Source organism: Akkermansia sp. N21116, from assembly GCF_029854705.2.
Classification (GTDB): Bacteria; Verrucomicrobiota; Verrucomicrobiia; order Verrucomicrobiales; family Akkermansiaceae; genus Akkermansia.
Window position 1 is genome coordinate 2,532,423 of the sequence record NZ_CP139035.1, and the last position, 16,253, is coordinate 2,548,675.

The window sequence follows — 16,253 nt, forward strand, 5'->3', positions numbered from 1 at the left end:
TCTGCGCTCCTCTTCCGGAATTTCCAGAGTCGGAAATCAGACTACAGTGGCTCCGCCACCGGAATATTGTCTTCTACAGGAGGCATTACCGGCTTCGGAGCCTCTGCGGGAACGGGGGATTTTCTCAAATTACGGGGAATTTGTCTGGGCAGTCCGGGTATATAATCCGGGTCTCCGGGCTGGGGATACATGCTGGGACTTGTATTTTCCGCCGGGACAGAGGCGGAACCAGGATTGACGGGAACCATCTTCTTGTTGGAATCCGAGGAATCATCCACCTCTTCGGATAACTGAGCCGCAGAAATAGGTGGAACATCCATGCCGGAAGCAGGCTTGGCTGCCCCGGGGTCGGGCTCATCCGCCGGCACGGCAACGGGAATGGCAGTTTCCGGGTTGAGCTCAGCCTTAACGTCTTCCTTCACACTTTCAAAAAATTCCTTCACAATCGGGGCAGCCTTGGCGCCTCCGCCGATTCGTTCCCCTGGAAGACCTTCATAAAGCACGGCATAGGCATACCGAGGATTATCGACTGGCAAGAACCCGGCAAACCAAGCCAAACGGGAGTCATCCTTCTCAGGCCCCCACTGGGCCGTACCGGACTTCCCGGCAATGGACGTATAAGACAATCTAGCGTGGCGGCCCGTCCCACCTTCTCCATTGACCACCGCATCCATACCCTTGCGGACGACGGCAATCTCGTTGGCATATTCGGTCAGGGGAGTCTGAATTTCCGGGTTGGCCACATAAATGACATTGGCGTTGCTATCTTGAATCTGTTTGACAAGATGAAGTTTGGGAAGGCCGTAGCCGTTGGCAATACCCGCCATGGCATGAGCAACCTGCAAAGGGGAAGCCAGCAACACACCCTGCCCAATCGACATGTTGACAACATCTCCCGACATGAAGTTACGGTGGTGGCGCTGGATCATGTATTCGCTATCCGGTACCAACCCCTTGTAATCCGGGATGGGCAAACCGGTCTTGGAACCATAACCAAACAACCGGGCCGTATCCAAAAGCCTGTTGGCCGAAGATACGGACGTGTTGCCCAAGCGCATAGCCGTCAACGCCATGAATATGTTGTTCGACCTAGCCAGGGCGCGGACACAGTTGATATACCCTTCCGGAATCTTGCTCCAGTTCCGGAACGTATGCTTGCCGATCTGGATGGATGCCGGACAATTGACTGTCGTATTGGCATCAATGACGCCGTATTTCAGAGCTGCCATCACCGTAATCACCTTGAAGGTAGATGCCGGAGGATATTTACCCTGGAAGGCACGGGAAAGAAGAGGCTTGGAAGGATGAGTGCTCAACGCCTCAAAATCTTTCTGGGATATGTTGGGAATGAACAGGTTGGGATCATACGATGGAGTCGATGCCATCACAAGGACTTCACCGCTCTTACAATCGATGACGACCATGGCACCGCGCCGGGCTCCCTTGCCCAGAGCCTTTTCCGCCTTCTTCTGCCAACTGAGATTAAGAGTCGTCACAAGCGAACCGCCGGGCTTGGGACGCGATTGAAGTTCGTCGAGAATTTTATTGCCATCTTCATCGAACATGAGGCGCCACACACCGGGCTTGCCGTTCAATGTATGATCATATTCCTTTTCCAGCCCTATGCGGCCTTCCGTCTGTTCCCACAAGGGATCCATATGGTTGATCGGCCCGGATGGCAACTTTCCCTTGGAGCCGACATACCCGATAATGTGGGCGGCCATTTCCTTGGCGGGGTAATATCTGATGTAAATGGGCAGGAGTTCCAGACCACGCACCTTGTCCACCTGGGTACGGATTTTCTCCGCCTCATCGTCGCGAATTACATTGGTCACAGGCAGGGGAAGCCAACGACGGTCCTTGTAATGCTGCCACAATTTTTCATCGGTAAATTCCCAGGTTTTTCCTGTAATTTGATGCGCTTTTTCAAGGCAGGAACGCCCGAAACGAACAATATTCTCACGGTCTTCGTTTTCAAACTGTCCGAAACGAAGGGCAAGCTGATAGGCGACTTTCGTCTGGGCGAAGGCTTCCCCGTTGCGATCCAGAATCTGACCTCGCGGAGCAGGGATAAGCAAAGCCATCGTACGGGCCGACGTGCGGGTTTTGGCGTAGGATTCGGTCGCAGCCTGGGACTGATCCCCCTTGACTCCGGAAATACTTATTTTTTTTCCGTTTCCAGCGCCATCGTTATCACCCCGCTGTTCCTGATCGGGAATAGGAACGAAAGAAGGGGAATCGTCCAGGCCTTCCTTCTCCCCAGACGCCGTATCTTGCTTGTTGCCGTCATCATCCAGACGGACGCTCGAAACGATCTCGTCTTCATCATCGTCATGCGCGGACGGTTTGACAGGAGCAGGCTTGTTCTGCTGCGGTTTCACGGAAGATGACGGAGCTCCCGCCGCAGGCATGAACAGCAACAGCCCGGCCGACAGGATAGCAACGCCAAGACGAGTAGGAATCATCCGTAACATGACTTATGATAATGGCAGACGCACCCGGGCAATTCAACCCCAAACCCTGTTGCAGACGAACATCAGTCCTCGATCACAACGCGCGTCCCTTCCCCGCACTTCTCAAAAAGATAACTGCAAGCTTCCTGGGGAATGCGCACGCATCCGTGGGAATCAGCATCGCGCAGGACACGGCCAACATGCAGACCATAGCCATCTTTGATCCGCATCCACAAAGGCATGGAAGCACCAACGAACTTACCGCCGGAGGGAACGGGAGACGAAGATGTTGCATCGGAATTCACGCGGTCGCCGGATGCATTGTACACGCTGCCATAGGAACGGGAACGGTAATCCCGGACTTTTTCGATAATGCGAAAACTGCCCCTCGGGGTTTCGTAAGAGGAACGCCCGGTACAAACCGGAAAATCCATAGCAATCTCGTCGTTCACGTATAGAGCGCCGCGCTGAGCTCCCAGGCGCACCACGATTTTGCTGTTTTCGGTATTTGCCTTTTCAATGCGCTCGTCATGGTACCAGACGTCGCGCGTATCACGATAGTCGGAACGATTGAGAAAATCCTGATAACTTGCGCCTATGCGCCCATCAGGCAATCTGTTCGGGTCAGCCTTATCCTGCATCGACGAGCAGGAAGCCCACATCAATACAGAAGCAACGAGCAAAATACTTGTCAAAAAACGACATTGCATGACGACGCGCGTTTAGCGTGCAGGAGAAATAAAATCAAGTCCGATTTTACCCGGAACCCTCCGCCCTTCGAATTTTCCCTCAGGACGGAGTCAACGGGCGTTCCGGAAAGTTATTTCCTGTCCAACAGAGCATCCAGGGAATATTTTCCAGCCCCCATCAGCATTAAGGCAAGTGCGGCGCCGACATACAAAATCTGATATTCGATACCTTCTCCTGACTGGTTGCCATACCAATTCATGAAGAATCCATGATCCCAATTGTGCGTCATGGCTACGCCCATCGTAATCGCCAATCCCAATGCGGCCAGACGTGTCAACAACCCGGACACAATCGCCAGAGGAGCAAAAAATTCCGTCAGGATGGCAATCCAGGCCAAGGGCGCGGGAATCCCCATGCCTCCCGTAAAAGCGGACAGTGTTGCATCAAGGCCTCCGCCACCGAACCATCCAAGTACCTTCTGGGCTCCGTGAGGCCACATGGCCCCCCCCAAAGTGATACGCAGCAATAATTGTCCTGCAGATGTGGCGCAAGGGCAAGTTCCAAAGAGATATCCCGGTTTCATGTCATTTTCCCCGTATGATTATTTATAAGAAATAGAATTATTTCAGTGTTAAACAATCCCCGCAAAGAATTCGTTGAAAAGAAAATGAATTCACGCTTGATTCCCTCCTCTTTTCGATGTGAACTACTCGCCATGCAAAATCCGGAGTTTGTCAAAAATGCCTTTGCATCCATTGCTCCCAGGTATGTCGCCACCAACCATGTTCTGAGCATGGGCATTGACCTTCTTTGGAGAAACCGCGTCGCTCAAATTGTCTCGGAATGGAAACCGTCAAGGCTCCTGGATTTGGCTACCGGAACGGGAGACCTGGCCCTGGTCATGCAACATGCCATGCCGGATACGGAAATTACCGGATCCGATTTCTGCCAGCCGATGCTCGACATTGCGGCAGCCCGCGGTGTTGCCAACATCGTTTGCGCCGACGCAATGGATCTGCCCTTCCCCGACAAAGGATACGATGCAGTCACCGTCGCCTTCGGCCTCCGCAACATGGCGGACTGGTCCGGCGCTCTGAAAGAAATGAAGCGGATGCTGCGTCCGGGAGGCCACCTGCTCATCCTCGACTTTTCGCTGCCGTCAGGGCTGTTGCGCGCACCGTACCGCTGGTACCTCCACCGGATTCTGCCGATGGTGGCCGGATGGATGACAGGGCACCGGGAAGCCTACGATTATCTTGCCCGCAGCATTGAGGATTTTCCCTGCGGCGAGGCAATGTGCCGTCTGATCGGCCAAGCCGGATTCATCGACGTTTCCGTTGAGCCGCTCAACGGAGGAATAGCCAGCATTTACAGGGGGGAAGCATGAGTGCAGGCGACGCAAGAGAAGGAGTAATCCGCGGTAAAATGACCCGCGGACGTCTCGGGGGGAAACTCGCGGGACTCACGCTTCCTCGGCAAATCTGGATGATTGCCTTCTGGCCGTTCCTGGAACAGGTCATCAGCTTCTTTATCACCTCCTGGGATCTTTTTATCGCTACGTCCATCGGTACAAACGCGCAGGATACCATGTATATTGCCGATGGCATGGGAGCCAGCGTTTTCCTCGTCTGGCTTGGCTTCGTCATGCAAGGTGCCGTCGGCATGGGATCGACGGCTATCGTGTCGCGCATGACGGGAGCCCGCGAATACAGAACGGCCAACCACGCCGCCTGCCAGGCCGGTATCCTCGGAGCCATAGCCGGAGTCCTTTCCTGCGGATTGATGCTCATCGCCAGCAAAATCATGGTCACGTACATCCTGACCATGACGCCGGAAGCCCAGGCCTATGCCATGCAGTACATGACGATCGCCTCGTTCACGGCGCCATTCAGCGGAGTTGTCTTTGCCTTGAATGCCGCCCTCCGGGGAGCCGGTGATACGCGTCTACCCTTCAACATCATGCTTTCGGCCGGATTGCTCAACGTCATCTTCGGCCTCATTTTCATTTTTGCCCCTGCTCCCCTGGGGGGATGGCGCATCGCAGGCATTGCGGCGGGAACCTTGTGCGGATTCGCCGCCAGCCTGATTTTCCTGATACTCGTCCTCTACAAACGCCGCAACAGACTCTACGAAGGAAGGGCCGAGACAGACCTGGACTCCCTGGCCCACGCCCATGGACACAACTTCGTCCCGCCCATCCATTTGGACGGAGAAAGCCTGAAGCCGGATTGGAACATGCAGGGACGCATCCTGCGCATCGGACTTCCCCAGGCCATTGAGGTCTTCGGCATCTGGGCCATTCAGATGTTCTGCCTGTCTATCATCAGCAAACTCCCCATGCCGGGAGCCCTCGGCGTACACAACATCGCCATCCGCATCGAGTCCATGAGCTTTCTGCCCGGTTTTGCCATCGGCATGGCTGCCGCTACCCTCGTCGGCCAGTACCTGGGAGCCCGCAATGCCTTGCTGGCACGCATCACCATCCTGAAGTGCATCAAGTATGCCGTCGTATTCATGGGAGTTCTTGGCGCGATCTTTTTTATCCTGCCCGGACCATTCATCGAAATCTTCGCCAAGGGAAATCCCGAGATGATCGATTTGGGAATTCCCGTTCTTCGGACAATGATTCTGGTGGAACCTTTTTTCGCGGCCTGCATCGTGATGAAGTCGTCGCTCCGCGGAGCCGGGGACACCAAGCGGGTAATGCTCATTTCCTACGGAGTCATGGGATTCTTCCGCGTCTTCGTCACATGGCTCTGGTTCACCTTCTTCCCCTCTACCATGACCTTGTGGGGAATTTGGCTGCTCTTCGCGGCTGAATCTGCCCTGCAGTGTTTCATTTTCTACAAGATTGTCCGCGGGAAAAGCTGGACTAATCTCAAGGTGTAAGGAATATCTCCTTCCCCCGAAGAGAAGAAAGAGGGGAATGGCGGGCAATCAGTAGATTTGCATCAATTCTTCATTCATCGGCACAACATCTGATGACGAACCGATATCGTCTCCGCCGTGAGTCCCTTCTTCTTCGCGAACGTAAATGACCTCTACTCGGGTACCCGCATCACGGGACGAAGACTTGTAATTGACTCTGGGTTCCAGGATGACAACCGTATTGCCGCCCATAGCCGCCGCCCGGCTCTTAAAGTACCGGACGCGCTCCGCATCGCTATAATCCATGTTGAGACGCGGATTCGTACCGGGCGCCGGAGTAAACGATCCGACATGGACATAGGGGCAGGATGGGAATTCATCCATCAAAAGCACTTCCTCGGCATCAATAGGATCTCTGCGCTTGCCATCGGCTACGGGTTCCCACCTTCCGCCATCGGAACTTCCCATGCTGCAGGACATCAACATTCCCGCGGTCAGTATTCCGATGCACTTTCTGAATGGATCATTCATAACCCGCTTCAATGCAATGCGAGGTCAATAGTCAAAAGGAGGAGTAAAAATACACTGGAACACTTCCTGACCGTTATGAAGCACGCGCACGATCACACGTTCCGGCGTGCGCTTGACATCGTAGGCATCGTGTTCCTGAGGGATGGAAGTAGTCAAACTGCTGTTCCTGACCAGGAGGACATTTTGACGAAAGACCCCGACAACGGCATGGTTACTCATCTTATACATCATATCGTAATCATGCGTCGGCAATGTGATGGATGGTACCTTCTTTTCGTTCACGGCTGCGGAGATACTACTCAGAGGCCGGTAGGTGTCAATGCATTGCTGAAAAAATCAACGATCTCGTTTCCCGGTCATTCCGGAAGAACAAGCGGCAGAACCATATGTGCCCGTAAAAAAGGAGAGACCAATCGCTCACCCCGGATCAGCTCCCGGCAACAGTTCCGATAGAGTTAATGGCTTTAAGAACAAGAAGGTCTGCCATGCCTATAGAAATAGCCAGACTGATCATTCTCTTAGCCGTCCATTCCTTCCGCGTATAAATCAGGGCGATGGCTCCGCCATGAACCAAGAGGGAAGCAATCACACTTCCAACCCAGGGAAGACTGATTTTGGCAAAAACAAACGCCAGGGGATATGTAAAAAACAGGAAGATGTTTAGCAAACCCAGAATACTGTCCACCGGCATCGGCATCTTGTCGGCCAGTAAATAGGCATACACGCCTGACGGAGACATGACACAAAGGATGAGCGTCAGAAGCGATCGTTTGGAGTACCTTTCCGTCTGCGTAGGTATGTACATGGGCATTATGTATGCCTCCGACGGCACTTTCTTGTCAAACGGTAAGGGTGTCCGCATGCACTTAACCACTCTCCGCCTCCTTCCGACATTCAAGCCATGTCCTTCCACCTCGACACCTCCTACCGCCCGTCCGGAGACCAGGCCCAGGCCATCGGCAAACTGTGCAAATCCCTGGATGCGGGTAACAAACACCAATGCCTGCTGGGAGTTACGGGGAGTGGCAAGACGTTTACAATGGCCAATCTCATTGCCCATGTCGACAAGCCGACCCTCATTATTTCACATAACAAAACGCTGGCAGCCCAGCTTCATTCGGAAATGAAGGGGTTTTTCCCCGACAATGCCGTCGAGTACTTCGTCTCCTACTTCGATTTCTACCAGCCGGAAGCCTACATTCCGCGCACGGATACCTACATTGAAAAAGACTCCGCCATCAATGACGAAATCGACCGTCTCAGCATCAGTGCCATGACATCGCTCATCACGCGACGGGACGTCATCGTCGTCGCCTCCGTCTCCTGCATCTACGGCCTGGGTGCTCCGGAGGACTACGCCCACCTCATCGTCTCCATCAAACAGGGCCAGATCATGGACAGGGACGACTTCCTCAGGCAGCTGGTCGTCTGCCTTTACGAACGTAAGGACTTCGAATTCCACCGGGGCACGTTCCGCGTCCGCGGAGAAGTCGTGGAAGTCTATCCGGCGGAATCCGACGGTACAGCCGTCCGCATAGAATTCTTCGGTGATGAAATTGACCGGATTTCCCTCATTGACGCCGAAACCGGACGCGTGCGAGAACACCTGCCCACCTACGCTTTCTTTCCTGCCAAGCAATACGTCTCTCCGCCCGACAAACGAGCCGTCGCCATCCGCAACATTCGCGAAGAACTCGACGAACAGGTCGCCTTCTTCGAAAAACAGAATAAATTGCTCGAAGCACAACGACTGAAAATGCGTACGGAATACGATCTGGAACTCATTCAGGAACTCGGCTTCTGCAAAGGCATCGAAAACTACTCCCGCCACCTCTCCGGACGTCTACCCGGCAGTGCTCCATCAACCCTGCTCAACTTTTTCGGCAACGATTTCCTGACGCTCATCGATGAAAGCCATGCCGGTGTCCCGCAAATCGGAGGCATGTACGAAGGAGACCGCAGCCGCAAATCCGTCCTCGTTGAGCATGGATTCCGCCTCCCCAGTGCCATGGACAACCGTCCCCTGCGTTTTGAGGAATTCATGGAGAGGCAAAAACAGATCGTCTATGCTTCGGCTACCCCCGGTCCGTTCGAACTCATCAACTGCCGACCGGACAACAAAACCTTCATCCCCGTCAAACGCAACAGACGCGGAGCGGACATCCCGGAAAACTTCCGCGGCGTCGTGTTCGATTCCCCCAAGGACATCCGCGTCAACCCCAGCCCTACGAGCCAGCCAATCGAAGAATTCGACCCCACCAAACGATCGACACCTCTGATCGTCGAACAAATCATCCGGCCAACCGGACTGCTGGAGCCCACCATTACCCTCAAGCCCCTCAAAGGACAAATCGACGCTACTATCGAACTCTGCCACGACCGCGCCTCCAAAAACGAACGCGTGCTCGTCACCACCCTTACTAAAAAAACGGCGGAAGACCTCACGGAATATCTCAAAGGCATCGGGTTGCGAGTCTCCTACATCCACGCCGACGTCGATGCCGTCGAACGCGTGGAAATCCTCCGGGAACTCCGCGCGCACAAAATCGACATTCTCGTCGGCATCAATCTCCTGCGGGAAGGACTCGACCTGCCGGAAGTATCCCTCGTCTGCATCCTCGACGCCGACAAGGAAGGCTTCCTGCGCAATGAAACATCCCTCGTCCAGACAGCCGGACGCGCAGCCCGCCACATCCACGGAGAATGCGTCCTGTTCTGCGATGTCGTCACAGACTCTATCCACCGCCTGCTGGAGCTCACCGATTACCGCCGCTCTATCCAGCAAGCCTACAACACTGAACACGGCATTGTCCCGCAAGGCGTCATCCGTCCGGTCCAAGGACCGCTCAGACTCTATGCGGACGATGATGAAGGTTCCTCCCGCGTCGCCGAAGATGAAACGGGATACGGAGACACACCTACCATCGAAGAACTGGAAAAAGAAATGCGCCAGGCTGCCGCCCACCTTGAATTCGAACGCGCCGCCATCATTCGCGACCAAATCAGACAACTTAAGGAACAAGGAACTTCCCGGACGTGATTTTTCCCACCTTCCGGACAAAAAAAGTTCTTTTCTTTATCTTTTCTTAACCGTTTTAGTCTTGCCAAGACCTAATTTAGGCGTATAATTTTTCCACCATGACCCGCAAAGGTGGTATCAACAAAACACGCAAGGCTGTCGCCAAGCGTTTCAAGGTAACCGGATCGGGCAAGGTTCTGCGCCGCAAACAAGGCAAGCGCCACATCCTTCAGAAGAAATCCAGCAAGCGCAAGCGCCAGCTTGGCAAGGCTGCCCTCGTGGATGAAACGCAAGTCTGGGCAATCAAGCAGAATCTGCCCTTCAACTGAAGAACCATAGAAACGCTCGCAACAACCGGGCATTCCTCCCGCTGAACGGGGGGCCTTCGTGCAGCCTTCTTCCCAAGTCAGGAAGATAAGAACAGGCGAGACTGCAAGGAGGTGAGGAAGAACAGTCTGTTCAAGATAGAAATAGAGATAAACTATGCCACGTGCCACAAATGGACCGGCCTCCCGTAAGCGCCGCAAGCGTATTCTTTTGCGCGCCAAGGGTTTCCGCGGATTCCGCAGCAAACTCTTCCGCTACGCCAAGGATGCCGTCTACAAAGCATGGCAGTATGAATACCGTGACCGCAAGAGAAGGAAGGGCCAGTTCCGCCGTCTCTGGATCGCTCGTATCTCCGCTGCCGTTCGTGATCGCGGTTTGACCTATTCCCGCTTCATGGAAGGCCTCAAGGCTGCCAACATCGAGCTTGACCGCAAGGTTCTTGCCGACTTGGCCGTCGCCGACGAAGCCTCCTTTGACGCTATCTTCGCCCAGGCGAAGAGCGCCATCGAAGCCAAGGAAGGTGCATCCCTCCGCGCTTAATCACACTGCTACGAAAAAAATTAACAGTAGGGGGTTTCGTACGTAATGTACGGGACCCCCTACTTCTTTGTTCCATATCCCGTTTCCTTTTAGGCCGGATATTCTCAAGCAGCAATAAAGTCCAGCCCAAAAGAAGTGATTTTCCTCCCCTCCTTAACCTCGATAAGGCAAAGGAAGACATCTCCCCTGGCTTGAGACCTGAAAAACAACCCTTTTATTTCCCGGATGCCGCCGGAGACCGGACGAATTTTCCATCCTTAATGACGGGTTTTTCACGGTTTTCAGAATTAGGTCTATTCCCGTGCCTCCAGTAGCGCAGGAGAAGAATCAGGATGGAGAGGCCACAGAGAACCACCGCCCAATCTCCCAGCAACGCATAGAGAGTCATGCCGGTGAATGTAATGGGCAGACGGGCATACATGTAGCCTTTCAGGAAGGGACTGCCATCAGCATCGCGAATGTCGGCTATCACGGCGCCATTGGGAGCCAGAGCAACGCTCACCCCCGTATTGGCGGCACGTACCATGGAACGCCTCAATTCGATACTGCGGAAGGCGGCATTCCTCCAATGCTGTTCGTTAGCCCAGGAATGGTTGAACCATCCGTCGTTGGTAACATTGACAATCACCTGGCTTTCCGGGCGGGCAAACAACCTCACAAGCCTGCCGACCGTATCTTCAAAGCAGATAGTCGGAATGGCCTGTACATGAACCAGGCTCCCCGGTACTATCGGCAGGGAAAGAGGATCGGTAGATTCCCCAGACGTAAAATTGCTACCCATGGGTGTCCCGGCTGAAAACTCGAATGCCTTTTCCAGAACTGGGAGTTCCTTCCTAAAAGGAATGTATTCTCCAAAGGGCACGAGATGAATTTTGCGATAGGTTTTCCGGGAATCAAAGTCACTTTCCAGAGCCATCAAGGTGTTATACATCTCGGCTTTTTCCAGATTCTTATCCCAATAGGCCTCATCGGCGCCGGTCAGCAGGATAAAATCCATCGGCACTTCCTTGCGGACCTGCCCCATCAGACTGTCGGAATTGAAAAACCATTCATTGTATTGGCCGGGAACAACCAAATCTCCCGTTTCCCTGGAAAAATTGGATGAAGTCGGCAGAGAACTCTCCGGCCAAATGATCCAGGTGGGCTGTTCAAGCTGGACAGTTTCGCAAATATCGGCTTTGCGAAGGGAATTCTCCTGAAGTTCCAAACAAGCGTCGCGCGTAGCTTCGGCCATTTCCAAATAAATAGCCTCCCGGTTCTTGGGATTCCATTTGTACTGCTGCGTCAAATTACGCTGAACGGCAAGAACAGGAAGCACTCGTTCATTCTTTTGTCCAGGAGCATACGCATTGGCAAGCATCATCCCCCACAGGAAAACGATGACAAGGAATAGAGTCATGGCAAAGAAATCCCACGGCACGGTACGCCGCCCTTCGCGCAGCACCATGATGCCCAGTCGACGCCCAATACACCACAGCCAGATATTCACCATCGCCGGAATGAAGGATAAAGCCGTCACACCGACATATTCCGCCATCTGAGCAAAAGAAAGTCCGTTGTACAGCGCCACGCCCATGCCGTTCCAGCCGAATCCGGTGAACACCCATCCCCGAAGCCATTCCGTACAGACCCAGAGAGCGGCGCCCGTCATAGCCGCCTTGACGGTCACTTTCATGTCAATCCCGCACCACTGCGCCCATTTTGCTTTGCGTTCCTTCCAGGACACGGCGACAGCAGGCGGTTCCTGCCGGAATGCCGGGCGCAGAATCGTCCCCATCAATGCCGTCCAAAGAGCCGGATATAATGAGAGGAATATTACTAGGAACACGTACCCAAGAGTACTTACTTCGTTGATCCACCAGAGGCTTCCTCCAAAAAAGGCAAGGCCGAAGATCCATCCATACAAAGCGTAAACAATCAGTCCGTTCCAAGCTTTCCTGGGGCGACCTGACCAAAGGGGAATTAGCAGAGGGATCAGGGAAACCCAGATGAGAACACCCTGATCCAGCGGAGGGAATGAAGCAAACATCAAAGCTCCGGAAACGAGACTCAGAAGAAGACCTCCCCAGACGGGGAAAAATCCTGTTTTTTGATGATTCTGGTCGGAATCCTGGCTGGATGGAAATGATGATTTCATAGGCGGCAAACGCGTGCAGACGTCCGGAAACGGATGTCCCGGCACAAACATTCTTTCATACTTGCCCCCCCTGCAACAAAAAAAGATTGCCAAAGTCGAACAAATACTGAATTTGTAAAAACGTTCACCACTTAACTCATCATCAATATGGCTGATATAAACGACAAAAACGAAGGCAATGTTCCCGGTAAGTTCTATGTAGATTCTTCCTGCATCGATTGCGACCTGTGCCGCGAAACCGCCCCCAATAACTTTGGCAGAAACGACGACGAAGGCTACTCCATCGTCATCAAGCAACCTACCGGCGCAGAAGAACAAAATGCCTGCGAGGAAGCCATGGAAGGTTGCCCCGTGGAAGCTATCGGCGACGACGGCGAATAAAAAACCGGCATTTCGATCTGTTTCATTCCGGAGCCCGGCAGGTTGCCTACAACCACCGGGCTTCTTTCGTCACCGCCCGCATGCCGGAAAATCCACAAGAGAAATCCCCCTCCGATCCGGACTCCTCCCCTGTAAGGAGGCGTTACCGCTCCACGGGACTTCGCAACCAGGACCAGGCAATGGCCGACTGGTTCGGCGTTACATCCGCCGAAGACATGCGGAAACCGCGCAGTATGGAACACATCCTGGCCGAAGTGCTTTCCAAACTCCCACTGGACGGTCCGTCTGTAGATCCCGAAACCCTCCGCGAAGGCTGGAAACGGGCGGCCGGCGACTTTATCGGCAGCCAGGCGGAACTCGTCTCCATCGCCAGGGGAATAGCCACGATTCATGTTCTCCAACCGGCCATGCGCTACCACATGATGCAATGGCAGGGAGCCCTTCTGGAAAAGCTCAGAGCTGAATTCGGACACAATACCGTCCAAACCGTTCGTTTCCGCATCGGATAAACGCAGCAAGACGTGGAAAATCCTTGCCTGATTGCAAGATTGCGGTTGAATTGGCTGAACTGCCACATTCCATTCCGCCCCATCTCTCTTCCACTTCCATGAAACCTCGACTGTCCGGATTAGCCGTCTGCCTTATTCTTCTGGCTTGTTCGGTCCCGGTGATTGTCCGGGCACAAGACGGAGCTCCCGTTTCATCGTCTTTCAGTGCAGTCGGCAGCGACCCAAGTGAACTGTACTACCATGCATGGAAAATGTGCGATGAAGGCGAACGTCTTGCAAAAAAACAGCAATACGTCGAGGCCATCCACAAAATCAAGGATGCCTCCACGATCATATCGGCTATTGCACGCGACCATCCTCAATGGAGGACTTCCATGGTAGCACGCCGTCAAAAACTCCTTCAGGACAATCTCAGCAGCTGGACGGCTCTTGCCAAAGAGCAAGCAGCCAAACAAGGAAAAGAAGCCGAGCAGCATGCTGCGGAACAAGGTGGAGCCCAAAGAGTAAGAGGCATCCCTTCATTCGAGGAACTGGAAGCCCAACGCCGGGCCCAAAGCGGTGCCCAACGCCGGCTGAATTCCGAAAGCAACAGACAACCTTACGTTCCCATTTCTCCTGCCTCAGCCGAAGTCGCAGGATCAAGCTATGAAAGGCTGGAACATGAGAACATGCGTCTCAAGCTTGAAAATGAAGCCCTTATTAATGCTCTCAAGGAAACGAAGCAGGAACTCCTGATCGCCACCAAGCAGAAAGTCCTAGCCGAAGCCGGAGAAAAGGCGCTGCAGGAACGCTACAACGAACTGGAAGCCCAACTCAAACAGGAACGCAATTTTAACAATGAACTCGTGCGTTCTCTGACCAAGCAACTGGACTCGACCAAAAAGGAACTCGAAGAATCCAAAACAGCTCGCCAAAAGGCGGAAGACCAGGTCGCCCATCTCACCCAGCAGCTTGAACAAAGCCAGGAAATGCTGGCGGAAGTCACTCAGGATCGAGATGCCCTGCGCAAGGAAAGGGACCAGCTCGCGGCCATTATTGAACTCAATAGCCCGGAAAAAACAAAGAATCTCCTTGATACCAACCTTTCCCTCGCCGCACGTCTCAAAGAAGCCGAAGCCAAAATCGCCCAGTTGGAAAACGAAAAACAACAAAGCGAAGATATGCGAGCCGTCAATCTCAAAGAACTGGAAGCGACGCGTGCCGAAGTGGCACAGCTGAAAGTACGCCTCGCAGCTATGTTTGACGAGAACATCGGCTATCGCAGACGCATCTCGGAGTTGAACACTAAACTTGTCAACACGGAAGCCGAACTGGAAAAACTGGCAGCCTCTCCCAAAGCGGACCCTCTCGACATCGAAGAAAACCGGATCCTGCGTTCCGCCGTCAACAAACAAATGCGCCTGCTTGCCACCCAGGTCAAGAGCCGGGAACTTCTCATCGAATCCTATACTCGTCTCAAACTCAAAGATCCCAAGATGGCGGAAGCTCTCACTATGCTCAATGACGAGAGCAAGTTGAAACTGACGCCCGAAGAAGAAGAGCTCCTCGCCACTATTGACAAACGCAACAAGGAACAGCGTCGGGAAGAAGAGGCAGAAGCTCTCAAACTCGCCTCAGACCAAGACAGATTGCGCCAGGAAACCGAACTAGCAATCAAGCGCCAGTACGAAATGGAAGCCATGGGACAAGCCGCGGAAAAAGCCTTTAACAAAGGCCGTTACGCAGCGGCCGAACAACTTTACAAAACACTGCTCGACAGCAAGCCTGATCACTTTGCCGGGCGTGTCAACCTGGGAGCCATCCTGCTGAAACGCCGTCTTGTCGATGAAGCGATCATCCACCTCAAACGCGCTGTGGAAATCGACAAGGATTCCGCTCCGGCCCAGTTCCTGCTAGGCATCGCCCGGTACAGTTCCGGCCGCTACAAGGAAGCGACGGAATCCTTTACGGAAACCGTTCGGATCGAACCGGACAACGCAACGGCCCTACTCTATCTCGGTAATATCGAAAGTCTCTACAACAACACCGACAAAGCCGTCTCCTACTACGAACAGGCTGTCAAGGTCAACCCGGCCTTTGCGGATGCCTATTTCAACATGGCTGCGACACTTGCCAAAGGCGGCAAATTCAAAGAAGCGCGAGTTTCCTACGACAAAGCCATCAATGCAGGGGCCCTGCCTGATCCCGAACTGCAGAAAGCTCTGGCAGAAGGAACAGCTCTGCCGGTTATCCAACCAGTCATCGCCAATACTCCGGAACCGGAGGCAGACGGTTCTTCTCAACCGAGCGGAGATGGTCTCCAGGTAACCAACCCTGTTACCCACAATCAGCCCGTTGCAGCCATCCAGTCTCCTCAGCCTGCGGCACAGGCAGTCGCCCCGCAGGAACCGGATCCTTCCAAGAATCAAGACGATAAAAAAGAGGACGCCACGCCAGATGTCCCCCAACCGGAATCCAAGCAGGAAGCCAAACCCAAACCGGAATCCAAGCAAGAAGAACAAAAACAAGAAGCCAAACCTGCTTCCCGTGAATCTTCCGGTAAAAAAGAAGAACAACCGGTTAAACCCAAAACCACCTCATCGTCATCTCCGAAGAACTCCGGTAAATCGACTGAGTCCAAAAATTCCTCTTCAAGTTCAACATCCACCGGCAGCAAAACTTCAGGCCACTCCGGCACCTCCGGCAAAAAGTCCTCACCCTCGACAGAAAAAGCGGTTCCTCAACCCGCCCCCGCGACAAAGAATAACGACCCTTTTGTCAACAGAAAACGCCGTGGCAGATTCTTTTGATCTTCCCTA

General features: G+C 53.6%; 15 protein-coding genes. 8 read left to right on the top strand and 7 right to left on the bottom strand.

From position 1 onward, the window contains the following. Positions 1 to 41: 41 nt before the first annotated feature. From QET93_RS09635 to QET93_RS09645, 3 genes are all read right to left on the bottom strand, one after another. Positions 42 to 2,474 carry a penicillin-binding transpeptidase domain-containing protein gene (locus QET93_RS09635; protein WP_280132244.1) on the bottom strand — a complete coding sequence of 811 codons (2,433 nt, stop codon included), beginning with the start codon at positions 2,472 to 2,474 and terminating at the stop codon, positions 42 to 44. A gap of 62 nt (positions 2,475 to 2,536) precedes the next feature. Beyond that, complete coding sequence (locus tag QET93_RS09640) at positions 2,537 to 3,163, bottom strand: L,D-transpeptidase (protein WP_280132245.1); 627 nt, start codon at positions 3,161 to 3,163, stop codon at positions 2,537 to 2,539. 110 nt (positions 3,164 to 3,273) lie between these two features. Next, positions 3,274 to 3,726, bottom strand: a complete 453-nt coding sequence (locus QET93_RS09645; RefSeq protein WP_280132246.1) for a DoxX family protein — start codon at positions 3,724 to 3,726, stop codon at positions 3,274 to 3,276. Positions 3,727 to 3,858: 132 nt separating this feature from the next. On the opposite strand from QET93_RS09645, the gene QET93_RS09650 reads away from it, so the two are divergent. Continuing rightward, positions 3,859 to 4,530, top strand: a complete 672-nt coding sequence (locus tag QET93_RS09650) for a ubiquinone/menaquinone biosynthesis methyltransferase (protein WP_280132247.1) — start codon at positions 3,859 to 3,861, stop codon at positions 4,528 to 4,530. Then, positions 4,527 to 6,032, top strand: coding sequence for an MATE family efflux transporter (locus tag QET93_RS09655; protein ID WP_280126026.1), 1,506 nt, complete (start codon positions 4,527 to 4,529; stop codon positions 6,030 to 6,032). The genes QET93_RS09650 and QET93_RS09655 overlap by 4 nt, the downstream gene beginning before the upstream one ends. A gap of 48 nt (positions 6,033 to 6,080) precedes the next feature. Here QET93_RS09655 and QET93_RS09660 read toward each other — a convergent pair whose 3' ends face one another. The 3 genes from QET93_RS09660 to QET93_RS09670 form a co-directional block, all read right to left on the bottom strand. After that, positions 6,081 to 6,479, bottom strand: a complete 399-nt coding sequence (locus QET93_RS09660; RefSeq protein ID WP_280126025.1) for a hypothetical protein — start codon at positions 6,477 to 6,479, stop codon at positions 6,081 to 6,083. A gap of 87 nt (positions 6,480 to 6,566) precedes the next feature. Continuing rightward, complete coding sequence (locus QET93_RS09665) at positions 6,567 to 6,824, bottom strand: hypothetical protein (protein WP_280126024.1); 258 nt, start codon at positions 6,822 to 6,824, stop codon at positions 6,567 to 6,569. Between the two features lie 145 nt (positions 6,825 to 6,969). Further along, positions 6,970 to 7,347, bottom strand: a complete 378-nt coding sequence (locus QET93_RS09670; RefSeq protein ID WP_280126023.1) for a hypothetical protein — start codon at positions 7,345 to 7,347, stop codon at positions 6,970 to 6,972. A 96-nt stretch (positions 7,348 to 7,443) separates the two neighbouring features. Between QET93_RS09670 and QET93_RS09675 the strand changes: the two genes are divergently transcribed. From QET93_RS09675 to rplT, 3 genes are all read left to right on the top strand, one after another. Continuing rightward, positions 7,444 to 9,582 carry an excinuclease ABC subunit UvrB gene (locus QET93_RS09675; RefSeq protein WP_280126022.1) on the top strand — a complete coding sequence of 713 codons (2,139 nt, stop codon included), beginning with the start codon at positions 7,444 to 7,446 and terminating at the stop codon, positions 9,580 to 9,582. A gap of 98 nt (positions 9,583 to 9,680) precedes the next feature. Beyond that, positions 9,681 to 9,890 carry a 50S ribosomal protein L35 gene (gene rpmI / locus QET93_RS09680; protein WP_280126021.1) on the top strand — a complete coding sequence of 70 codons (210 nt, stop codon included), beginning with the start codon at positions 9,681 to 9,683 and terminating at the stop codon, positions 9,888 to 9,890. Between the two features lie 154 nt (positions 9,891 to 10,044). After that, positions 10,045 to 10,428 carry a 50S ribosomal protein L20 gene (gene rplT / locus QET93_RS09685; RefSeq protein ID WP_280126020.1) on the top strand — a complete coding sequence of 128 codons (384 nt, stop codon included), beginning with the start codon at positions 10,045 to 10,047 and terminating at the stop codon, positions 10,426 to 10,428. A gap of 214 nt (positions 10,429 to 10,642) precedes the next feature. Here rplT and lnt read toward each other — a convergent pair whose 3' ends face one another. Beyond that, positions 10,643 to 12,565 carry an apolipoprotein N-acyltransferase gene (gene lnt, locus QET93_RS09690; protein ID WP_280132249.1) on the bottom strand — a complete coding sequence of 641 codons (1,923 nt, stop codon included), beginning with the start codon at positions 12,563 to 12,565 and terminating at the stop codon, positions 10,643 to 10,645. 147 nt (positions 12,566 to 12,712) lie between these two features. Here lnt and QET93_RS09695 point away from each other — a divergent pair, with 147 nt between their 5' ends. The 3 genes from QET93_RS09695 (at position 12,713) to QET93_RS09705 (ending at position 16,244) form a co-directional block, all read left to right on the top strand. Beyond that, a complete protein-coding gene (locus QET93_RS09695) occupies positions 12,713 to 12,946 on the top strand; it encodes a ferredoxin (RefSeq protein ID WP_280126018.1) in 234 nt (77 codons plus the stop codon). Between the two features lie 80 nt (positions 12,947 to 13,026). Next, positions 13,027 to 13,455 carry a DciA family protein gene (locus tag QET93_RS09700; RefSeq protein ID WP_280126017.1) on the top strand — a complete coding sequence of 143 codons (429 nt, stop codon included), beginning with the start codon at positions 13,027 to 13,029 and terminating at the stop codon, positions 13,453 to 13,455. Between the two features lie 98 nt (positions 13,456 to 13,553). Next, complete coding sequence (locus tag QET93_RS09705; protein WP_280126016.1) at positions 13,554 to 16,244, top strand: tetratricopeptide repeat protein; 2,691 nt, start codon at positions 13,554 to 13,556, stop codon at positions 16,242 to 16,244. The last annotated feature ends 9 nt before the right edge of the window (positions 16,245 to 16,253 follow it).